The 18,377-nt window shown below is 67.0% G+C and carries 24 protein-coding genes and 1 pseudogene; 15 read left to right on the top strand and 10 right to left on the bottom strand.

Translation table 11 applies throughout. From position 1 onward, the window contains the following. Positions 1–23: 23 nt before the first annotated feature. The gene (locus tag BMX93_RS10875) at positions 24–725 is read right to left on the bottom strand and encodes a FadR/GntR family transcriptional regulator (protein ID WP_091970986.1); all 702 of its coding nucleotides are present in this window, start codon (positions 723–725) and stop codon (positions 24–26) included. 180 nt (positions 726–905) lie between these two features. On the opposite strand from BMX93_RS10875, the gene BMX93_RS10870 reads away from it, so the two are divergent. From BMX93_RS10870 to gnd, 3 genes are read left to right on the top strand one after another with little or no spacing between them, the layout of a single operon-like run. Continuing rightward, complete coding sequence (locus BMX93_RS10870; protein WP_218139324.1) at positions 906–1,433, top strand: gluconokinase; 528 nt, start codon at positions 906–908, stop codon at positions 1,431–1,433. A 9-nt stretch (positions 1,434–1,442) separates the two neighbouring features. Further along, positions 1,443–2,780 carry a GntP family permease gene (locus tag BMX93_RS10865; RefSeq protein ID WP_091970930.1) on the top strand — a complete coding sequence of 446 codons (1,338 nt, stop codon included), beginning with the start codon at positions 1,443–1,445 and terminating at the stop codon, positions 2,778–2,780. Between the two features lie 7 nt (positions 2,781–2,787). After that, a complete protein-coding gene (gene gnd, locus BMX93_RS10860) occupies positions 2,788–3,831 on the top strand; it encodes a phosphogluconate dehydrogenase (NAD(+)-dependent, decarboxylating) (RefSeq protein ID WP_281245669.1) in 1,044 nt (347 codons plus the stop codon). A gap of 80 nt (positions 3,832–3,911) precedes the next feature. Here gnd and BMX93_RS10855 read toward each other — a convergent pair whose 3' ends face one another. Then, the gene (locus BMX93_RS10855; protein ID WP_091970921.1) at positions 3,912–5,126 is read right to left on the bottom strand and encodes an MFS transporter; all 1,215 of its coding nucleotides are present in this window, start codon (positions 5,124–5,126) and stop codon (positions 3,912–3,914) included. Positions 5,127–5,344: 218 nt separating this feature from the next. Between BMX93_RS10855 and BMX93_RS10850 the strand changes: the two genes are divergently transcribed. After that, complete coding sequence (locus tag BMX93_RS10850) at positions 5,345–5,749, top strand: rhodanese-like domain-containing protein (RefSeq protein ID WP_091970920.1); 405 nt, start codon at positions 5,345–5,347, stop codon at positions 5,747–5,749. Between the two features lie 146 nt (positions 5,750–5,895). Here BMX93_RS10850 and BMX93_RS10845 read toward each other — a convergent pair whose 3' ends face one another. Continuing rightward, entirely contained in the window at positions 5,896–6,594 is a 699-nt protein-coding gene (locus BMX93_RS10845; protein ID WP_091970919.1) for a helix-turn-helix transcriptional regulator, read from the bottom strand. A gap of 73 nt (positions 6,595–6,667) precedes the next feature. On the opposite strand from BMX93_RS10845, the gene BMX93_RS10840 reads away from it, so the two are divergent. Beyond that, entirely contained in the window at positions 6,668–7,396 is a 729-nt protein-coding gene (locus BMX93_RS10840) for an alpha/beta fold hydrolase (protein WP_091970918.1), read from the top strand. A gap of 66 nt (positions 7,397–7,462) precedes the next feature. Next, positions 7,463–8,454, top strand: a pseudogene (locus tag BMX93_RS10835) (IS481 family transposase). A gap of 129 nt (positions 8,455–8,583) precedes the next feature. Here the strand turns inward: BMX93_RS10835 and BMX93_RS10830 are convergent. Genes BMX93_RS10830 through BMX93_RS10825 form a run of 3 tightly spaced genes read right to left on the bottom strand, consistent with a single transcriptional unit; the run spans position 8,584 to position 10,050 of the window. Further along, positions 8,584–9,525, bottom strand: coding sequence for an SdpI family protein (locus tag BMX93_RS10830; RefSeq protein ID WP_177170204.1), 942 nt, complete (start codon positions 9,523–9,525; stop codon positions 8,584–8,586). After that, the gene (locus tag BMX93_RS12985; RefSeq protein ID WP_177170203.1) at positions 9,468–9,773 is read right to left on the bottom strand and encodes a hypothetical protein; all 306 of its coding nucleotides are present in this window, start codon (positions 9,771–9,773) and stop codon (positions 9,468–9,470) included. The genes BMX93_RS10830 and BMX93_RS12985 overlap by 58 nt, the downstream gene beginning before the upstream one ends. Continuing rightward, positions 9,766–10,050: a metalloregulator ArsR/SmtB family transcription factor gene (locus BMX93_RS10825; protein WP_218139323.1), complete on the bottom strand. Its 285-nt coding sequence runs from the start codon at positions 10,048–10,050 to the stop codon at positions 9,766–9,768. The genes BMX93_RS12985 and BMX93_RS10825 overlap by 8 nt, the downstream gene beginning before the upstream one ends. On the opposite strand from BMX93_RS10825, the gene BMX93_RS13565 reads away from it, so the two are divergent. From BMX93_RS13565 to BMX93_RS10790, 7 genes are all read left to right on the top strand, one after another. Next, on the top strand, positions 9,978–10,400 hold the full coding sequence (locus BMX93_RS13565; RefSeq protein ID WP_091970915.1) for a Y-family DNA polymerase: 423 nt from the start codon (positions 9,978–9,980) through the stop codon (positions 10,398–10,400). The genes BMX93_RS10825 and BMX93_RS13565 overlap by 73 nt on opposite strands. 66 nt (positions 10,401–10,466) lie before the next feature. Continuing rightward, complete coding sequence (locus BMX93_RS10815) at positions 10,467–11,015, top strand: type 1 glutamine amidotransferase domain-containing protein (RefSeq protein ID WP_091970914.1); 549 nt, start codon at positions 10,467–10,469, stop codon at positions 11,013–11,015. 161 nt (positions 11,016–11,176) lie between these two features. Further along, the gene (gene rpsF / locus BMX93_RS10810; protein WP_091970982.1) at positions 11,177–11,464 is read left to right on the top strand and encodes a 30S ribosomal protein S6; all 288 of its coding nucleotides are present in this window, start codon (positions 11,177–11,179) and stop codon (positions 11,462–11,464) included. Positions 11,465–11,740: 276 nt separating this feature from the next. Then, positions 11,741–12,292: a single-stranded DNA-binding protein gene (locus tag BMX93_RS10805; RefSeq protein WP_091970913.1), complete on the top strand. Its 552-nt coding sequence runs from the start codon at positions 11,741–11,743 to the stop codon at positions 12,290–12,292. Between the two features lie 130 nt (positions 12,293–12,422). After that, positions 12,423–12,662, top strand: a complete 240-nt coding sequence (gene rpsR, locus BMX93_RS10800; protein ID WP_091970912.1) for a 30S ribosomal protein S18 — start codon at positions 12,423–12,425, stop codon at positions 12,660–12,662. A 15-nt stretch (positions 12,663–12,677) separates the two neighbouring features. Beyond that, positions 12,678–13,130, top strand: coding sequence for a 50S ribosomal protein L9 (gene rplI / locus BMX93_RS10795; RefSeq protein ID WP_091970911.1), 453 nt, complete (start codon positions 12,678–12,680; stop codon positions 13,128–13,130). A gap of 213 nt (positions 13,131–13,343) precedes the next feature. After that, positions 13,344–13,772 carry a hypothetical protein gene (locus BMX93_RS10790; protein WP_091970910.1) on the top strand — a complete coding sequence of 143 codons (429 nt, stop codon included), beginning with the start codon at positions 13,344–13,346 and terminating at the stop codon, positions 13,770–13,772. An 86-nt stretch (positions 13,773–13,858) separates the two neighbouring features. On the opposite strand, the gene BMX93_RS10785 is transcribed toward BMX93_RS10790, so the two are convergent. Continuing rightward, a complete protein-coding gene (locus BMX93_RS10785) occupies positions 13,859–14,380 on the bottom strand; it encodes a DUF1697 domain-containing protein (protein WP_091970909.1) in 522 nt (173 codons plus the stop codon). Positions 14,381–14,485: 105 nt separating this feature from the next. On the opposite strand from BMX93_RS10785, the gene BMX93_RS10780 reads away from it, so the two are divergent. Next, positions 14,486–15,676, top strand: a complete 1,191-nt coding sequence (locus tag BMX93_RS10780) for a pyridoxal phosphate-dependent aminotransferase (protein WP_091970907.1) — start codon at positions 14,486–14,488, stop codon at positions 15,674–15,676. Between the two features lie 58 nt (positions 15,677–15,734). Here the strand turns inward: BMX93_RS10780 and BMX93_RS10775 are convergent, their stop codons facing one another. Genes BMX93_RS10775 through BMX93_RS10765 form a run of 3 tightly spaced genes read right to left on the bottom strand, consistent with a single transcriptional unit; the run spans position 15,735 to position 17,907 of the window. After that, positions 15,735–16,400, bottom strand: a complete 666-nt coding sequence (locus BMX93_RS10775) for an ABC transporter permease (RefSeq protein WP_091970906.1) — start codon at positions 16,398–16,400, stop codon at positions 15,735–15,737. Continuing rightward, positions 16,397–17,047 carry an ABC transporter permease gene (locus BMX93_RS10770; protein ID WP_091970905.1) on the bottom strand — a complete coding sequence of 217 codons (651 nt, stop codon included), beginning with the start codon at positions 17,045–17,047 and terminating at the stop codon, positions 16,397–16,399. The genes BMX93_RS10775 and BMX93_RS10770 overlap by 4 nt, the downstream gene beginning before the upstream one ends. Continuing rightward, positions 17,044–17,907, bottom strand: coding sequence for an ABC transporter ATP-binding protein (locus BMX93_RS10765; protein WP_091970980.1), 864 nt, complete (start codon positions 17,905–17,907; stop codon positions 17,044–17,046). The genes BMX93_RS10770 and BMX93_RS10765 overlap by 4 nt, the downstream gene beginning before the upstream one ends. Positions 17,908–18,097: 190 nt before the next feature. On the opposite strand from BMX93_RS10765, the gene BMX93_RS10760 reads away from it, so the two are divergent. Beyond that, positions 18,098–18,307, top strand: coding sequence for a hypothetical protein (locus BMX93_RS10760; RefSeq protein ID WP_143052898.1), 210 nt, complete (start codon positions 18,098–18,100; stop codon positions 18,305–18,307). Positions 18,308–18,377 lie beyond the last annotated feature (70 nt).

Raw genomic sequence — 18,377 nt, 5'->3', positions numbered from 1 at the left:
CTGTGCCGGTCGCGGCCGGGGTCTCAGCCCCTCTCGGCCGCGTCGAACACGCTCGCCACCTCGTCGAGGATCTCCTGCATGGCCCGCCGGGCCCTCTCGTGGTCTCCCTCGAAGACCGCCTGGGCCACCTCGGCGTGCAGCCTCAGCGCCTCGGGCTTGGGCTGGGATGGCATGAGCTGGAGCTCGGTTCGTCCCTGCAGGACGGTGGCCACCAGATCGCCGAGTGCGGCGAACAGCTCGTTGCCTCCCGACCCGAGGATGAGCCGGTGGAACTCGATGTCGAGAGTCATGAAATCGCGCAGCTGGCCGGCTTCGCCGGTGCGCCTCATGTCCGCCGCGATGGGCAGCAGCTGGGCGCGGACTCGCAAGGGCGCACGGCGTGCCGTCATCTCCGCGGCGGCCGGTTCGACAGCCATCCGCAACTGCGTGAGTGAGACCAGCTGTGCCTCGCGTTGGCTGGAGTGCAGCCGCCAGTCGATGAGCTCGGGGTCCAGCACATGCCAGGAATGTGCCGGTTGGGGTATCAGCCCGAGGCGGCGGCGTGAGGTGACCAGGCCCATCGCCTCCAGCCGCCGGGTGGATTCGCGAGCCACCGTGCGCGAGATCGTGAAGCGGGTCTGCAGCTCATCCAGTGTCCGGGCGCTGCCGGTGGCCCAGCGTCCGTCGATGATCTCGATCCCGAGCTCGCGCGCGATGGCTATGTGCATGGGCCTGCCGGCCTGCATCTCGCCCACCCGGGCCCCCTGTCCAGTAGCGTTGATGTCGAGGCCGAGCATATCGGGGCGTGAGTTGCCCGCCGGCGCGGAACACGGACGCGAGCGCACCACCGATTGATTGAGACTCTCTTTTAGACTTATAGTCATCCCATTGAGTTCCAAAGAGGCGGCTCAACCGAAAGGTCGATGATGACGAACACACATCTGGTGGTCATGGGTGTTGCCGGGTCCGGCAAGTCAACCCTTGCCGCCGCGCTCAGTGACAAGTTGGGCTGGATCTTCGCCGAGGGCGACGACTTCCACCCGAAGGCGAACGTCGCCAAGATGAGTGCGGGCCAGCCCCTCGACGACGCCGATCGCTGGCCATGGCTCGATCGGATCGTCGAGTGGACGACCGGCCAGGACGCTCAGGGACACTCCACGGTGGTGACCTGCTCGGCCCTCAAGAGGGCCTATCGCGACCATCTCGCCGCTGCCCCTGGCCGCACCGTCTTCCTCCATCTGGTCGGCTCTCCTGAACTGCTCGAGGAACGCATGGCCACCCGCTCGGGTCACTTCATGCCTACCTCGCTGCTGCCCTCCCAGTTCGCGACGCTCGAACCTCTCGAACTGGGCACCCATGGCGAACATGGCTTCACCATGGAGTCCGCGCTTCCGCTGGAGGAACAGGTCGCCAGGGTCTATCGCGTTGTCGGCCCGCTCGAGTCGACGATCTGAGGCCCGGACATGGATACCCAGCTGGTTCTTGCTGCCCTCGCGGGCATTGCCACGATCGTCCTGCTCATTGTCTGGCTGAAGGTGCACCCTTTCTTGTCCCTCATGGCCGGGTCGGCTGTCATGGCCATCTCGGCGGGCGTGCCCTATCACAATCTGTTCAAGAGCTTCACCACCGGAGTCGGCTCCACGCTGTCCGATGTGGGCCTGCTCATCGTGCTCGGCTCCATCATCGGCACCCTGCTGGTCTCCTCGGGAGGTGCCGACGTCATCGTCGACACGATCCTGGCCGGCACTTCCACCCAGCGTCTGCCATGGGCGATGGCCCTCATTGCGTTCGTCATCGGCATTCCGCTGTTCTTCGAGGTGGGGGTTGTCATGATCATCCCCGTCGTCATGTATGCCGCCCACCGCGCCAAGGTCCCGGTGATGATCGTCGCGATCCCGGCGCTCGCGGGGCTCTCGGTTCTGCACGGCCTCGTTCCGCCGCACCCCGGGCCGCTCATCGCGATCAGCGCTCTCAAGGCCAACCTGGGCATCACCCTCGGCCTGGGGCTGCTCGTCGCCCTCCCCGTGCTAGCCATCTCAGGACCGCTGCTGGCCAAGGTACTGGTGCGCTGGGTTCCGATCCCGCCGCGGACCGATTTCCTCGGCGCACCCGACGCTCAGGCCAAGCAGGGCAAGAAGCCGCGCTTTGTCGCCGCCCTCGTTGTCGTCGTACTGCCCGTCATCCTCATGCTCGCGCGCACCCTCGCCGAGGTGACCGGCCAGGACAAGTCCGCTCTCGGCTCGGCTGTCGTCTTCATCGGCACGCCACTCATCGCCCTGTTCATTACGACAATCGTGGCGATGTTCGTGTTCGGCTACACGCTGTCCAAGACGCGCGACGAGGTCAACAAGATCGTCGGCTCGGCCTTCCCGCCGATCGCCGGCATCCTGCTCATCGTCGGTGCCGGTGGCGGCTTCAAGCAGACGCTCGTCGATTCGGGTATCGCGAACATGATCGCCAAGGGGCTGGCCGATGCCGCGCTGCCCCCCTTGCTGGCCGCCTGGCTGATGGCGGTGCTCATCCGGCTCGCCACTGGTTCGGCCACGGTGGCCACCATCACGGCGGCAGGAGTCATGGGACCGATGGCCGCAGGTCTGTCCCCGGTCCAGACCGCGCTCATGGTGCTGGCGATCGGTGCCGGTTCGCTGTTCTTCAGCCACGTCAACGACGCGGGATTCTGGATGGTCAAGGAGTACTTCGGGATGACAGTGGGGCAGACGATCAAGACCTGGTCGCTCATGGAGACCGTGATCTCGGTCAGTGGGCTGGTCTTCGTCATGGCGCTGAGCGTCGTCGTCTAGCTGCGGTATCTCGTCGGGGTGGGCGCCACGGCCCGCTCAGGTACGCGGTTGCGGGCAGCGCCCGCCCCAGCTCACGGTTGCGGGCAGGGCCCGCTCCGCACAGGCTCGCGGGCACGGCCCCGCATCGGACGGGCCCGCGTGGCAAGCCCGCAGACAGGGAGAAGACATGCAACTCGGACTCATCGGCCTGGGAAAGATGGGCCTCAACATGGCAGAACGCATCCGTGCCGCTGGTCACGAGGTGATCGGCTACGACCGCAACCCCGCCGTCACCGATGTGGCCGACCTGGGCGAACTCGTGTCCCGGCTCGTCGCGCCGCGCACGATCTGGGTGATGTTGCCGGCCGGGGAGCCCACCCGCGCCACGATCGCCTCCCTGGCCCAGCTGCTCGATCCCGGCGATCTGGTCATCGACGGTGGCAATTCGCCGTATCGCGACGCTGCTCCCCACGCCGACGTGCTGGCCGCCCGAGGCATCCACTTCTGCGACTGCGGGGTCTCCGGAGGGGTCTGGGGGCGCACCAATGGCTACGGCCTCATGGTCGGGGGCGACGCTGCCGATGTGCGCCGCGCCCTGCCGATCTTCGACGCGCTGCGCCCCGAGGGCCCCCGGGAGGAGGGCTTCGTGCATGCCGGCGGGACAGGGGCTGGGCACTACGCAAAGATGGTGCACAACGCGGTCGAGTACGGCCTCATGCATGCCTATGGCGAGGGCTGGGAACTGCTCAAGGCCAGCGAGGTGATCGACGATCCAGCCGGCTGCTTCAAGGCCTGGATGCGCGGAACCGTGGTGCGCTCCTGGCTGCTCGACCTGCTCGTCAAGGCACTCGACGACGATCCGGAGCTCAGCGGCGTCGACCAGTACACCCCCGATTCCGGCGAGGGACGCTGGGCGCTGCAAGAGGCCGTCGGCCATGCGGTGCCCACCCCCGTCCTGGCGGCGGCGCTGTTCGCGCGCTTCGCGTCCAGGCAGGAGAACAGCCCCGCCATGCAGCTGGTCTCGGCCCTGCGCGGGCAGTTCGGCGGGCACGAGGTGCGCCACACCGAGTGATCGGGCCGGCCTCGGTGTCCCGCCGGCGGGGCGCCGGGACACCCGGGCCGTGGGCTGCGCGGGTTCGGCCCTGCGCGGGTTCAGCCTTGGGGGGTGCGGCGATGCCCTGCCTCGGCGCGGGGCATCCGTACCGCCATGAGCGAGCTGAGGGCCAGCAGCACGGCACCCACCGAGAATCCCCAGGTGCGTCCGAAGTGGTCGGACAACGCGCCGGCGACCAGCGGGCCGACGATGGCGCCCAGATCGCTGGACATCGAGAAGATCGCCACCGGGGTACCGCCGCGCACACCACCGGTGGCGTCGCCGACGCTGGCGGCCGGGGCGGTGCCCATCGCAGCGGCACCGATGGCATAGACGCACATGAGGCCCATGAGCGGCCAGATCGAATGGCTCAGCGGCACGCCCATGAGGGCGACAGCCATGAGGGCGCCGCTGGCAAGCATCGCCGGGCGGCGGCCGACAGTGTCGACGAAGCGGCCCACGGGTGCCAGGGCGAGGGTCTGCACTACCGCGGCGACGGCGAAAACAATACCGGTCCAGGTCGGGGTGAGGCCGAGCCCGGCGACGATGACCAGCGGGATGAGCGAATTGCGCACCCCCACCGAGTTCCAGCCCTGGGCGAGATTCGCCGTGCAGGCCGCCTGGAAGCGGGCATCCCCCAGGACTTCGCGCAGCGGTCGTGCCGTGGCCGAAGTCCCGGGATCGGCGGCCCGCGTGGTGGTCGTGGACAGCAAGAGCAGTCCCGTTGCCCCCGCTGCTGCGAGAGTGATGGCGTAGAAGTGGAAGGGCGCGACGAGTGCGATCCTGGCAAGCAGCCCGCCGAGCGCTGGGCCTGCCATGCCGCCGATGAGAAAACCGCTCTGGTAGAAGCCGGTGGCCCGGCCTCGCATATCTGCCGGCACGCTGGCGAGCAGCAGGGTCATCGCGGAGACCGTGAACATCGCCGAGCCGATACCGCCCACCGCCCGCCACCCCAACAGCCACCAGTAGTTCGTGGCGAAGGCCATGATCGAACTCGATGCCGCGACGATGAGCACCCCGCTCGCCAAGGTGGCGCGTCCCCCCAGGCGAGCCAGAATCCGTCCGCACAGCGGACTCGTGGCAAGCCGCATGGCCGCAAAGGTCGAGACCACCAGACCCACCATGAAGTCATTGGCGCCGAAGTGGGCGGCGAAGCTGGGCAGCACCGGCACCAGGACGCCGAAGCCCAGAGCCACGAAGAAGGCGATGAGGCCCAACACGAGCACGTCGCGGGGCATGTCGGTGTGGCGTCGCACTCGCTCACGCACGCTCATGGGGCCACCACGACGGCCTGTAGTGTCTTCCGCCCGCAGCCCGTGCCCCTCGCGCGCCGCTCATGGGCCCTTGGGAGTGCGTACCGGCCCGCGCGGTTCGTGCTTCCTGCCACGACATGCACTGTAGGGGCATTCCTCGCTCGTGCCGGGCCGCAAGCCGTAAGGGGTGCAGAACGGGGATGACGGCCACTGGGCGCAGCCGGTGGCAGGATGAGGTCATGAGGTGGCCGTGGACCAGGGACGATCGCGAGCCCGGGGTGCCGGATCGGCCGGACGCCGGGGCGGCACACGGTGTGGACGTCTCTGCCGCCCTGGGCCTGCTCTCCCGTGGAGCGGTGGTCATCGATGTGCGCAGCCATCGCGAGTTCGTCCGGGGGCATCTTCCAGGCGCGCGGCTGGTTGACGCTCGGGCACTGCGCGCCGATCCTGTGGAGGCCATCTGGGGGGATGATCCGCTGGCCGACACGAGCAAGCCGGTCGTCGTCGTGAGCACCACCGGTGCGCGGGCCGAGGGTGCGGTCGCGCTGCTGCGCTCCGCGGGCCACGAGGCGTTCTCCCTTACCGGCGGTCTGGGCGCTTGGCTGAAGGATGGTCAGGTGCTGGTTCCGGGGGAGCCCCGCTGAGGTGCACCGCCTGATCGGCAGACGGTGTCTGTCCCAGGATCTGTCATCGAACTCATGCTCGAATTATTGGTGCCTCGTCGGGCGACGCAGTTGGCGTGGGTGCCGGTGGCCACAGGTGTACTGACCGGAGAGGTTGATCGAGGCAGTCACTCGTCGCGGCCATGAACGGGCCTGGCGTTCACCGGGGGCTCCCCGACCTCCTGGATGGTGTGGCCGCTGCAGGCCGTCATGGTGACGGCGGCGTGCTCGATGCGCGACACGGCGAACCATCGCATCGCATCGCGCAGGAGGCACCATCCGACTAGGTACCACCGGCCGCTCGTGGAAGCGAACAGCACAGGTTCGACGTCACGAGCAGTCGTGATACCCTCCCGCGACGTATAGCGAATGCGGAGCACTCTTTGCTCGGCCATCGCCTCCTCTATCGCTGATCGGATGGAGCGTGAGGAAGAGGGAAGCGAATTGACCCAGATCCGGCGGGCAAGCTCGTCGGCCTGCGCTCGGGTTTTGGGGTCAAGGACGTCCATGATCTTCCGGACCCCGGCCCCTGCCAGATCTGCATAGGGCGCATCTGACGCGGCGGAGACCGCCACCATGAGCGCCACGGCCTGCGCCGGGGACAGGGTGACGGGCGGAAGGGTCGCACCCTTGGCAAGCCCGTATCCCCCGCCCGGGCCAGGGCGGGACCAGATTGGTGCGCCGCTGTTCTCCAACGCGTCGAGGTCACGCTTGACAGTGCGGACCGACACTTCGAACTCTCGCGCCAACCGCTCGGCCGAGACGCCCCGTGCCCCACTGCGACGCAGCGTCTCGGACAGGGCGTGTAGTCGCTCGGCTCGCTTCACCGCTCAAACCTCGATAAATTCATGACATAAATGGTGTCACACTCTTGTCCATCATGGCTGGGAGGCTTGTCCCATGACAACAACAAATAACAGTCGACCTATCGTCCTTATCCCCGGCCACTGGCTGGGAGCATGGGCCTGGGACGACGTCGTTGAGTACCTTGCAACCGATGACACGCACGCAGTCGCGATGACCTTGCCGGGTCTCGACGAGGACGACGCGGAGCGCGCGGCAAAGACGGTCGACGACCAGGCGGCAGCGATCAGAGACGCGATCGCCGAGCAGGGCGATCAGCCCGTGATCCTCGTCGCGCACAGCGGAGCCAACGTCCCCGTCAGTCTCGTCCTCGACCGACACCCCGAGTCGGTCGCCCGGGTGGTGTGGGTCGATTCCGGCCCCGTGGCCAATGGCACTGCGTTCGCATCCGAGTTCCCGGCCGAGCTTGAAGACTTGCCCCTGCCGTCGTTCGATGACCTCGGGCAGCAGGCTAGCCTCGAAGGACTGAGAGCCGAAACACTCGAGCGCTTCCGGACGAAGGCCGTCCCTGAGCCCGCTCCGGTGCTTCGCCAGTCCGTCGAGCTCACGAACGAGGCCCGCCATCGCGTCCCGACGACCCTGGTGTGCTGCTCGATCTCGGGCGAGCAGGTGATGGAGTTGGTCAAGGCGGGTCACCCCATGTTCGCTGAGGTCGCAAACCTCGAACGCGTCGATGTCGTAGACCTCCCTACAGGGCACTGGCCCATGTGGAGCCGGCCGAGCGACCTCGCCGAGATCATTCGCGCAGCGTCGCAAACCAGCTGAACTGCACTCGCAACGTGAAGGGGCCAACCGAATCTGCTGGCCCCCTTTCCGTCTCGGAGAGAACTCATGACACATCCAAACGCTGCTCTCACACCGCGCCACCGCCTGAAGGTGGCCCCGCCTCGTCGTTGACGAAGGCTGGCCGATCAGTGAAGTCGCAGCCCGATTCCAGGTCTCGTGGCCCACGGTAAAGAGATGGGACGACAGATATCAGACAGGGCAACCGATGCGAGACCGATCCTCGCGGCCACACCACTCGCCGAACAAGACCGACACGAAGACCAGTCGCCGCTGCATCGCCCTGCGTCTACGCCTCCGCGAAGGCCCTGTTCAACTGTCCGTCCGTTTGGGCATTGCCCCATCGACGGTTCATCGCATACTTAGCTCGGTCCGTTTGAACCGTCTGTCGCATGTCGACCGGGCCACCGGAGAACCGATCCGTCGATGCGAGCACGACCATCCCGGCTCAATGATTCATGTGGATGTGAAGAAGCTTGGCAACATCCCAGACGGAGGGGGTTGGCGCTACGTCGGCCGGCAGCAAGGAGAGAGAAATCGAAGCTCCACTCCGGACAAACCCCGGAACAAGTACGCCAATCCACTCATGGGAAAGGCCTACGTCCACACAATCATCGACGACTATTCCCGCGTTGCATACGCCGAGATTCATGACGACGAGACCGCGATCACCGCAACGGCGGTTCTGTCTCGAGCAGTGGATTGGTTCGGCCAGCGGGGAGTCATTGTTGAGCGGGTGTTGTCAGACAACGGGGGTGCCTACCGGTCGCACCTATGGCGAGACACCTGCGCTGAGCGCGGCATTACGCACAAACGAACCCGTCCGTATCGGCCACAGACCAACGGGAAGGAGTATCGAACGCTTCCACCGGGCCATGGCCGATGGCTGGGCCTATGCTCGCTGCTAGGCGTCCGAAGCTGAGCGTCGCGGTGAACTCGCTGGCTGGCTGCACTACTACAACCACCACCGACCCCACACCGCCTGCGGAGGCCAGCCGCCCTTCTCACGATTGATCAACGTCCCCGGTCAGTACACCTAATCAGCGTCAAGTTCGCCGCATTTCGTTCACCAAACTGTCACTCATTTTGTTCGTTTTGTTCACACTTCCACTCCCCCACACGGAGAGGCGAGTCGCCCTGCGTCGCTTTGGCGGGGACGTCCTGGGTTGTCACGGCCAGTGCACCCCTGCCCAGTTCAGGTGTGCGAGATAACGGAGTTCGCCGCGGAACTGGGTGGCCAGGGGACCCAGACCCCACAGGATCGCTGCGAACACGAGCAGAGTCCACCCGCCCAGGTCGGCTCTTTCGGGGCTGCCGGCCCGGATCGTCAGCTCGACGGACAGGATGTAGGCGGTGGTGATCATGGCCGCCACCCCGGATCCGAGCCCGAGGGCCATCACAGACCGCTGCTCGCCGCGTACCGTCGTGGGCCGAGACAGTGACCCATAGGTTGCGAACACTGCGAACACCACGCTCGACAGAATCGCTTCCACGAGGAACACGACCCGCGACTGGGACGCGTCTGGTGCCGCCAGGCCATTCCAGTGCGACGCGATGACGGGTGGCATGCGGCCCCACATCCACGCTGCGTAGCAGGCGACCACGACCACCGGGACCCACGCCAACACAATCGCGGCGGCCCGCCGCGGCCACGAGTCCGGCGTCCCGGCAGCATCTGGCCCCGCGGCCTTCCAGCGGCCGGCAGTGACGGCGGGTTCCTCCTGGACAGGGCCCTCCGCGAGTGCTGCGTGCCGGGCGTACAGGGTCGAGACGGCCCCGGCGGCGAGGAGCAGGACCACCGCGACGACCAGCGACACCGCGGGTGGGACCAGGAACGCGCACACGAGGATCGCGGTCCCCACGCCGACCAGGATCCGCCCGGCCACCAATTGGGAGCGGGCCCACACCTGGGGGCTGTGGGAGGACCACCCCACGCGCAAACCGAACCACGCGTTGGGCGGCGCCACCGGCGTCGCGTTGCCCAGCACGGCCGTCGCCGCCCCGAGCAGGGCGACGGACAGGACCCGCCCATTGGCCTCCTGCCCGGCCCACTTCACGAGCCCAGCACCCCCAAGGACGGTCCACACGGACACGACGGCCCATGCGGCCACGACGACAGGCTGCTGCGGAACAGCGAGCGCTCCGTCTTCCCACTGGCGGCCTTCGCGCCCAAGCCCCGGGCGGTCGCCGCCAGCACCGCCGAGACGACCAGGCCGGTGATAGGAAACACGTACAGGTTGCCCGGGGCCCCCGTCGCCGCCACCGCCCACAAGGCCACGACCACCGGCGCCAGCGTCACTACGGCGTAGCAGACCCACCACCACGCGCGCACGCCATCTGTTTCCTGGGGCTCACTCATGCCCGTCGCCCCCTCGGCCCGCGAAACCTGCGAACCACACCGCGGCATCCTCCAGCACGGTGAGGTTCAGGTGGTAGAACACGAATCGGCCTTGTTTGTCCTCGCGCACGAGCCCGGCTTCCTTGAGCTTCACCAAGTGGTAGCTCAACGCCGACGGCGACAGCCCCGTCGCCCGAGACAGCTCCCCGGCCGAGGCACCTCCGGATCTCAACAACTCCAGGACGCGGCGCCGCGCCGGGTCCGCCACTGCCCGCAACACCTCCTGCAGATCCGCCACACCTCACCTCCACCACCAACCTTTCAACAATTCTTGAAAAGAGACTAGCCTGGCCACCGGCGAGGGCTGGGGCTACCTGTGCATCGTCCGAGACGGGCACACTCGCCGGGTCTTGGGCCGTATCGTCGCCGACCACCTCCGCGCAGGTCGAGGTGTTCTCCATCGACGAGGCATTCGTGCGTGTGCGGGCCACCGATGCGGCCGGCCTTGCCACCCTGGGCCACACGATCCGCACCAGGGTGCGGCATGACACGGGGGTTCCCGTGTCCGTCGGCGTCGCCCCGACCCGGACACTCGCGAAACTCGCCTCCCGTTGCTGGAGCCGGGGGAGCCCCGCTGAGGCCGGTTGATGGCCCTCGTTCTCGGGTAGCTGTCGGATGGGCCGGAAAACGACGACGAAAGGAAGATCGCACATCATGGCTGATCAGACCAAGAGGGTTGCCATCATCGCGAGCTCGTACGGTGTCGAGGCCGACGAACTCCTCACTCCGAAGGGATATCTCGAGTCCGCCGGCTACGAGGTGGTCGTCGCGACCCCCGACAGCCAGACCATCCAGACCCTCGTTTCGGACAAAGACCCTGGGCCCACCGTGAGGGCCGACGCGGCGCTCGCCGAGTTGTCGCCGTCTGACTTCGACCTCCTGGTCATCCCGGGGGGCACCATCAACGCGGACACCCTTCGGCTCCAGGAGGACGCCCGGCGCATCGCCGAGGGCTTCGCGGCATCCGGCAAGCCGATTGCCGCGATCTGTCACGGACCCTGGCTCGTCGTCGAGACCGGCCTTGCCCGGGGGAAGACTCTCACTTCCTATCCCTCGCTGCGCACCGACATCACCAATGCCGGCGGGAACTGGGTCGATCGGTCCGTCGAGGTGGACGACGCCCAGGGGTTCACTCTCATCACCTCACGCACGCCGGGCGACCTGACTGATTTCGACGCGGCGATCGGCGAGGTGCTGGGTTGAGCGGACTGCGTCGCGGTTCGTCCGGGTCCGGGTTTTCTCCTCCCGGCCGGCGTGGCCTAGAATGACTTCTTGGCCTGCGCCCATGCGCCGGGCCATGCATTGAACCCTCCTGCTGTGGGAACGACCCACGGCCGCCGAGACCGAAGGAGGTGGAGTTCGCAATGCGCAAGTACGAGATCATGGCGATCATCAGCCCGGATGTCGATGAACGCCAGCTGCAGCCCCTCGTCGACAAGTACACCGATACGATCGTCCGCGAGGGCGGCACTGTCGACAATGTGGACATCTGGGGGCGCCGTCATCTGGCCTACCCCATCAACAAGAAGACTGAAGGCCTCTACGTGATCATCAACACCACGAGCGAGCCCGCCACGGTCGCCGAGGTCGATCGCCTCATGACCATCGACGAGCAGTTCATGCGTACGAAGGTCATGCGCCGCGACGCCTGAGCGCCGATGCGCCACCGGCCGGATCCGTGCGGTGATCGCCGTGTCCTTGGCGAGAAACCGTCCACAGAACCGGCCGCAAGCAACCAGAAGGGTCGGTGGCACGGCAGTCTGGACCTGTTGACCACTACGCGAGCGGCGGGCTGCCACGCGTGCCGATCGCAATCGCGATCGATGCTGGCGGCCTGGGCCGGTCACGTGGCGGTGGGCACGCATCAGCATGTCCGGGCCCCATCCCGGTGACCGCGGACCACATTCGGAGACGACTGAGGACTCACAATGGCAGGCGAAACCCAAATCACGCTGATCGGCAATCTCACCGCCGATCCGGAGCTGCGATTCACCCCCTCGGGGGCGGCAGTGGCCAACTTCACGGTGGCCTCCACACCTCGCACCTTTGACCGGCAGGCCAATGAGTGGCGCGACGGGGAGGCCATGTTCCTCAACTGCGCCGTGTGGCGTCAGGCGGCGGAGAACGTCGCGGAGTCCCTGACGAAGGGCATGCGCGTCATCGTCTCCGGCCGGCTGCGCTCCCGCAGCTATGACGACCGCGAGGGCAACCGGCGCACCGTCTTCGAGATCGAGGTCGACGAGATCGGCCCTTCGCTGCGCTATGCCACCGCCAAGGTCACCAAGACCTCAACGGGCGGCGGCAACTGGCAGAACAACGGTGGCCCGCAGGGCGGCTCGGCTCCGCAAGCTCCCCGCCAGTCCGGCGGTGGCAATGCCGGCTGGTCGTCGGCTCCGCAGGGCGGCGCTCCGCAGGGCGGCAACCGAGCACCGGTGGCCGATCCGTGGGCGAGCGCCCAGAGCGACGAACCACCCTTCTGATCACCAGCGAGCGGACGGGCCCGATCCGCCCGCTCGTCCCATCCATGTCAAGGCACATTCCGGTAATGACACACCGGGCTCACCGGGCTGCTCACACCACAGCAAGCCCAAGAACCGAAGGAGCACCACGATGGCCGGTCCACAGCGCAAGCCTGTGAACAAGAAGAAGATCGTTCCGATCAAGAAGACGCATGTCGCCAATGTCGACTACAAGGACACGGCGCTGCTGCGCAAGTTCATCTCGGAGCGCGGCAAGATCCGTGCCCGCCGAGTCACGGGGCTGTCCGTCCAGGACCAGAGCAAGGTCGCCATTGCGATCAAGAACGCTCGCGAGATGGCCCTCCTGCCCTACGCGACGACCGCTCGCTGAGAAGGGAACACCGATATGAAGCTCATTCTCACTGCTCCGGTCGAGCATCTTGGCGTGGCCGGCGATGTCGTCGAAGTCAAGGACGGCTACGGCCGCAATTACCTGCTGCCCCAGGGTTTCGCGATTGCCTACAATCGCGGGTCCGCCAAGCAGATCGAGGGCATCCAGCGTGCGCGTCAGGCGCGCACCATCCGCGACAACGAGCACGCGCTGCAGGTGCGCGAGCAGCTTGAGGGGCTGACCCCCGAGGTACGCGCCCACGCCTCGCAGACAGGCAAGCTGTTCGGTGCGGTGACCGCCAACGACATCGCGGTGGCCGTCAAGAAGTCCGGCGGCCCCTCGATCGACAAGCGATCCATCACCATCCTCAAGCCGATCAAGAACCTCGGACGACACGGCGTCCAGGTGAAGCTCACCGATGCGGTGAAGGTGCATGTGAACGTGCAGGTCGTCGCCGAAGGCGAGTGATTGGTCCTCGCTGAAGGCGGGCGATTGACACGCCTGGTTGGCGTGAGTTGGCTGCAGAGGGGGTCGGGCCCAGTGGGTCCGGCCCCCTCTGCAGGTCCGCAGACCTTCATGCGGCGATGATGGCATTCTGAAGACAGACTGAGAGTCTGACAGCTATTCTTGTCTTCAGACTTTGTCAGTACTTTTCCTCATCGCGCATCCGTAGGAGGCACTGTGCCACGCTATCTGTCCAATGAGGCGGACAATCTGGCCCAAGAACTGCTGGAGTTCCCGGCCGGCGAGCGCACCGATTACGCCTCCGTGCTCACGTGGAGCACTCAGGCGGGACTCATCACCGTCATGGAGGCCTGTGAGTTGTCCCGGCAGGCCCAGGCAGATCCTTACACCGCCGCCGATGAGGTCGACAGGCTCGACGACCTCATCGAGACAGCCAGGATCGTCAATGCCGAGCGGGACACCGCCGCCGCGGATCGGCTTGCCAAGGCCTATCACCAGGCGATGGCTCATGCCACGCTCGTTCCCCAGGGCGAGCACTGGGTGCGTCAGGACAATTCACTCGACCTTGCCATGATCCGCCGCCGCGCCGTGCGGGCCATCATGATGCGTTTCATGGGCGCCTACCAGCCCGCTCCGGCCAGCTGACAGCTCCCAGCCGTGCGGCCGACCCGGCGCCGCGTTCGGCTGCGATTCAGCACGGCTTCTTCGGGTTCAAGGCGGCTTCTTCGGGTTCAGCGCAGCATCTTCTCGAGGGTGTTGAGATTGCGGGCAGTGGTCCGAGCCCGGTCCGTGAAACGAGCTTGGTGCCTCGCGAAGGGCGTTGTCAACGTCGAGTTCTTCGGGCATCTCCAGTAGACAACGCGTCCTCGCGCGCTGAACTCCTCCACCGGCCCATCGCCGGGCACCGCATGGCGGACGAGCCGTGTGGCCACGTCGTCGTCCTCGCAGACGATCACATAACGGTGCTCCTGGGGATCGGCCACGAAGGGGCAGTGGGCGACCACATCGGCCAGCTCATCGAAATCCATGACGACCAGCCGCACCGGGCGGCCGTAGCGGGCGGCGAGCGCGGCCGACGCGGCGTCAGCCAGGGATTCCCCATCGCCGGGCCAGTCGAGCGCCACATTGCCGCTCGCGAGCCAGGTCGTGACCCCTCCTGTGCCGATCCCGGTGAGCAGCGACCGCAGCTCGGACATGACGATGGTGAGGCCACCCACATTGACTCCGCGCAGCAACAGTGCCCATCGGCTCATGCCATCGCCTCCATGGGTGATATGTGATGTCGTGTTCGGTCATCTGTGCTCGAGCATGCCCACTGCGGGGCACAATGGGCCCATTCCTCATACCCAGAAGGACCAATGCCAGAACTCAGCTCCCGTGTCAAGACCTTCACCGATTCGGTGATCAGGCGGATGACCAGGATCAACGATCAACAGCCCGACTCGATCAACCTCTCACAGGGTTTCCCCGATTTCGATCCGCCCTCGGTCGTCCTGGATCGTCTCGTCCACGTCGCGCACGAGGGTCCCCATCAGTACTCCACCACCTGGGGTGCGGCCAATGTCCGGGCCGCACTCGCGGACAAGTACACCCCGACCTTCGGCCACGAGATCGATCCGGACACCCAGATCTGCGTCACCTGTGGTGGCACCGAGGCGATGATGGCCTCGGTCATGACGGTCTGCGACCCGGGCGACAAGGTCATCGTGTTCAGCCCCTTCTACGAGAACTATGGGGCAGACGCGATCCTGTCGGGTGCCCAGCCGATCTTTGTCCCGCTGAACCCGCCGGACTTCGGCTTCGATCTCGATCGACTCGAGGAGGCCTTCAGGCAGCACCCCAAGGCCATCATCGTGTGCAATCCCTCCAACCCGACCGGAAAGGTGTTCAGCCGCCCTGAGCTGGCTGCCATCGGAGAGTTGGCAACGCGCTATGACGCCTTCGTGATCACCGACGAGGTCTACGAGCACATCGTCTACGCCCCGAGCACTCACATCCCGATGGCCAGCCTGCCAGGCATGGCCGAGCGCACGATCACCTGCAACTCCTTGTCCAAGACCTACTCGATGACCGGCTGGCGGCTCGGATTCATCATCGGACCGGCGCGGATCGTCGAGGCAGCGCGCAAGGTGCATGACTTCCTCACCGTCGGCGCGGCAGCACCCCTGCAGGAAGCGGCCGTCGCCGGCCTGCGCCTGGGGCCGCAGTACTACGAGGAACTGCAGGCCCTCTACACCCACAAGAGGAACCTGCTGTGCGGCGGGCTGGCAGATCTCGGATACACGATCAGCTGGCCGCAGGGCACCTACTTCGTCATGGCCGACATCTCGGACTTCCTTGCCCTGCCGCAGTGCTCCGGCATGAGCGATCTGCAGTTCTGCGAGTGGATGATCCGCGAGTACGGCGTGGCTGCCGTGCCGGGCTCCAGCTTCTTCCACGAGCAGGAGAACCGGTACATCCGGTTCCACTTCGCGCGCGGAGACGACATTCTCGAGGCCGCTCTGGAGCGGCTCGGGCGGATGGCCCAGCTGCTTGCGAGCACCGCCTGAGCAGCCGCCCGGTGCCCAGCGACTCTCGGCGAGGGTTGGGCAGGGACAGGCTCTGGGCTCACAGCCGCGGACGCACGGCTCGCACCGTGATCTGGGTGAGCACCTCGAACAGCACATCGATGAGCAGCGCCAGCACCACGATGAGCACCGCTGAGGCGAGCATCTGGGCATAGTCCTGGGTCTTCAGGCCCCGGAAGAGATAGACCCCCAGGCCGCCGGCGCCCACATAGGCGGCCAGCGTTGCGGTGGCGATGACCTGGAGCACGGCAGCCCGGATACCGCCGAGGAGCTGGGGCAGGCCCAAGGGGATCTCCACCCGGGTGAGCACCTGGCTCGGGGACATGCCCATCGCCCGGGCTGCATCAAGCGTTGCCGGTTCGATGGAGTCGAAACCGGAGTAGGCCCCGGCAATGACCGAGGGCGTGGCAAGCACCGCGAGCGCGACGAGGGGGGCGGTCAATCCGATGCCTGCCACCAGGGCGACGAGCGTCAGGAGGCCGATCGCCGGGAGCGCCCGGGCTGCGCCCGACAACCCGACCACGAGCATCCGGCCCCTCCCGGTGTGTCCGACGAGATAGCCGAGCGGCACACCGATGAGGACCGATGCCGCACTGGCCCAACCGGTGATCGCCAGGTGCTGGCCGATGAGCGCCCACAGCCCATCCGGCCCCGATTGGTGGGTGGGGTCGGCGATCCACTCCAGGGTCTCCATGAGCCAGTTCACCGAGACCTCCTGGCACTCGCGCGGGTCCACGGGAGCAGCGCCCGGCCGGCGAGGACGAGCAGCAGGTCGACTGCCAGGGCGATGACGACGGTGGCGAGGATCCCGGCAATCACCTCAGCGAGAATGCCGCGCTGGAAACCGTCGACGAAGAGCATGCCCAGCGAGTTGATGCCCAACACCCCTGACACGCTCACAAGGGCAATCGTGCTTACCGAGACCACTCGCAGGCCGGCCAGCAGGCCAGGCCCGGCCAGCGGCAGCTCGACGGTGAAAAAGCGCGAGGGGCCGGACTGCCCCACCGCGAGGGCGGCATGCACGCAGCTGGCGGGCACCGCGTCGAGCGCATCCGTGCCGGCGCGGATCATGAGCGCGAAGCCGTAGAGGCTGAGCGCCACGACCACATTGATCTGGTCGCGCACTGTCGTGCCGAGCACCAGTGGCAGCACGATGAGCAGGGGCAGCGAGGGGATTGCGTAGATGAGGCTGCCCAGCGTCACGAGCGTGAACCGGCTCCAGCTGAACCGGTGGGCGAGCCACGCCACCGGTACCGAGATGAGGAAGGAGACCACGATGGCGGGCAGCGAGAGTTCGAGATGGGCGAGCGTGGCCTGCCAGACCGTGTCCCAGTTGTTGGCCAGCCACCTCATGCCGGGCCCTCGTCCAGGCGGCCCACCGGGCGGGAGTTGGCGTCGACCACGAGCGGGACGCCGTCGACGACGGTGGTGTGCAGCGAACCCGATCCGTTGTCCAGCCCGATGAAGCGGGCCACATACTCGTCGGCGGGGTGGGTGAGGAAGTCCGAGGGGCGCCCGGCCTGGACGATCTGGGCCCCCTCGGCAAGCAGAACGATCTGGTCGCCCAGCGCGAATGCCTCGCTCATATCGTGGGTGACGAAGAGCACCGTGCGGGGCTGGTCACGCTGCAGGCGCAGCAGATCGCGCTGGAGGTCGGCGCGGACGATGGGGTCGACGGCGCCGAAGGGCTCGTCCATGAGCATGACTGCCGGGTCGGCCGCCAGCGCCCGCGCCACGCCCACCCGCTGCTGCTGCCCACCGGACAGCTGCGCCGGATAGCGCCGTTCCAGGCCACGGTCCAGACCCACCCGGTCCATGAGGGCCAGGGCGCTTTGGCGAGCCTGCCGGGCGGGCACGCCGAGCAGCCGGGGAACCATGCAGATGTTGTCGACGACGCAGCGGTGAGGCAGGAGGCCGGCGTTCTGCATGACATAGCCGATCTGTCGACGCAGCCGCACCGCATGCGCGGCGGCGACATCGTGGCCGTCCAGCGCTACCGCGCCGGAGCTCGGCGTGACGAGGCGATTCACCATGCGCAGCAGGGTGGTCTTCCCGCATCCGCTGAGCCCGACGAGCACAGTGATCTGCCCGGCGGGTGCGCCAAGGCTCAGCTCGTGGACGGCTCGGGTGCCGTCGGGGAAGGTCTTCGTCACCCGTTCGAAGGAGATCGCGGGCGGCTGCTCGCGGGACAGTTCCGGGGTGGCATCGGACATGGCCCCAGCGTAGGGGCACACCACGAGCGTCGATGCCAGCACGGCGAACGGGGCCCGAGAAGGGCAGATGCTCGGGCGGATGGTTCCGACAGATGGATCGCGGTTTTGCGCCTCAAGTGAGGTAAGGCTAACCTGAGGTCGTTTTCTGCCAGGGGCGAACCGGCCCCAGCGTCGAGAGGAGCACCTCGCGGTGCATGACATACCAGCCTTCATGAACCACTCGCTGAGCCGCCGGGGCATTCTCTCCGGCACGGCCGCGCTGGCGGCCCTGCTCACGGTGAGCGCCTGCGGCACCGGTGGCTCACAGGATTCGGCCTCGGCCAGCGCATCGGCTACCGCCGGCGGAGCCACCGATGCGTTCCCGGTGACCATTGACGGCTCTTCACAGATGAGGGTGTAGGTGGGGTCTGAAGCCGCCGGTCTCGAGCAGGCTGCGGGCGATGTAGTTGGTGAGGTTGCGGAAGCCGAGG

Source organism: Propionibacterium cyclohexanicum (assembly GCF_900111365.1).
Taxonomy (GTDB): domain Bacteria; phylum Actinomycetota; class Actinomycetes; order Propionibacteriales; family Propionibacteriaceae; genus Propionibacterium; species Propionibacterium cyclohexanicum.
Note: the sequence above shows the minus strand (reverse complement) of the source record. Positions and strands in the feature narration are given on the sequence as shown.

What these genes read in the sequence shown, in the direction of transcription:
- BMX93_RS10875 (WP_091970986.1), bottom strand. Translation starts at nt 725, where the DNA reads ATGCAGGCCGGCAGGCCCATGCACATAGCCATCGCGCGCGAGCTCGGG.
- BMX93_RS10870 (WP_218139324.1), top strand. Translation starts at nt 906, where the DNA reads ATGACGAACACACATCTGGTGGTCATGGGTGTTGCCGGGTCCGGCAAG.
- BMX93_RS10865 (WP_091970930.1), top strand. Translation starts at nt 1,443, where the DNA reads ATGGATACCCAGCTGGTTCTTGCTGCCCTCGCGGGCATTGCCACGATC.
- BMX93_RS10855 (WP_091970921.1), bottom strand. Translation starts at nt 5,126, where the DNA reads ATGAGCGTGCGTGAGCGAGTGCGACGCCACACCGACATGCCCCGCGAC.
- BMX93_RS10850 (WP_091970920.1), top strand. Translation starts at nt 5,345, where the DNA reads ATGAGGTGGCCGTGGACCAGGGACGATCGCGAGCCCGGGGTGCCGGAT.
- BMX93_RS10840 (WP_091970918.1), top strand. Translation starts at nt 6,668, where the DNA reads ATGACAACAACAAATAACAGTCGACCTATCGTCCTTATCCCCGGCCAC.
- BMX93_RS12985 (WP_177170203.1), bottom strand. Translation starts at nt 9,773, where the DNA reads ATGAGTGAGCCCCAGGAAACAGATGGCGTGCGCGCGTGGTGGTGGGTC.
- BMX93_RS10815 (WP_091970914.1), top strand. Translation starts at nt 10,467, where the DNA reads ATGGCTGATCAGACCAAGAGGGTTGCCATCATCGCGAGCTCGTACGGT.
- rpsF (WP_091970982.1), top strand. Translation starts at nt 11,177, where the DNA reads ATGCGCAAGTACGAGATCATGGCGATCATCAGCCCGGATGTCGATGAA.
- BMX93_RS10805 (WP_091970913.1), top strand. Translation starts at nt 11,741, where the DNA reads ATGGCAGGCGAAACCCAAATCACGCTGATCGGCAATCTCACCGCCGAT.
- rpsR (WP_091970912.1), top strand. Translation starts at nt 12,423, where the DNA reads ATGGCCGGTCCACAGCGCAAGCCTGTGAACAAGAAGAAGATCGTTCCG.
- rplI (WP_091970911.1), top strand. Translation starts at nt 12,678, where the DNA reads ATGAAGCTCATTCTCACTGCTCCGGTCGAGCATCTTGGCGTGGCCGGC.
- BMX93_RS10785 (WP_091970909.1), bottom strand. Translation starts at nt 14,380, where the DNA reads ATGAGCCGATGGGCACTGTTGCTGCGCGGAGTCAATGTGGGTGGCCTC.
- BMX93_RS10780 (WP_091970907.1), top strand. Translation starts at nt 14,486, where the DNA reads ATGCCAGAACTCAGCTCCCGTGTCAAGACCTTCACCGATTCGGTGATC.
- BMX93_RS10770 (WP_091970905.1), bottom strand. Translation starts at nt 17,047, where the DNA reads ATGAGGTGGCTGGCCAACAACTGGGACACGGTCTGGCAGGCCACGCTC.
- BMX93_RS10765 (WP_091970980.1), bottom strand. Translation starts at nt 17,907, where the DNA reads ATGTCCGATGCCACCCCGGAACTGTCCCGCGAGCAGCCGCCCGCGATC.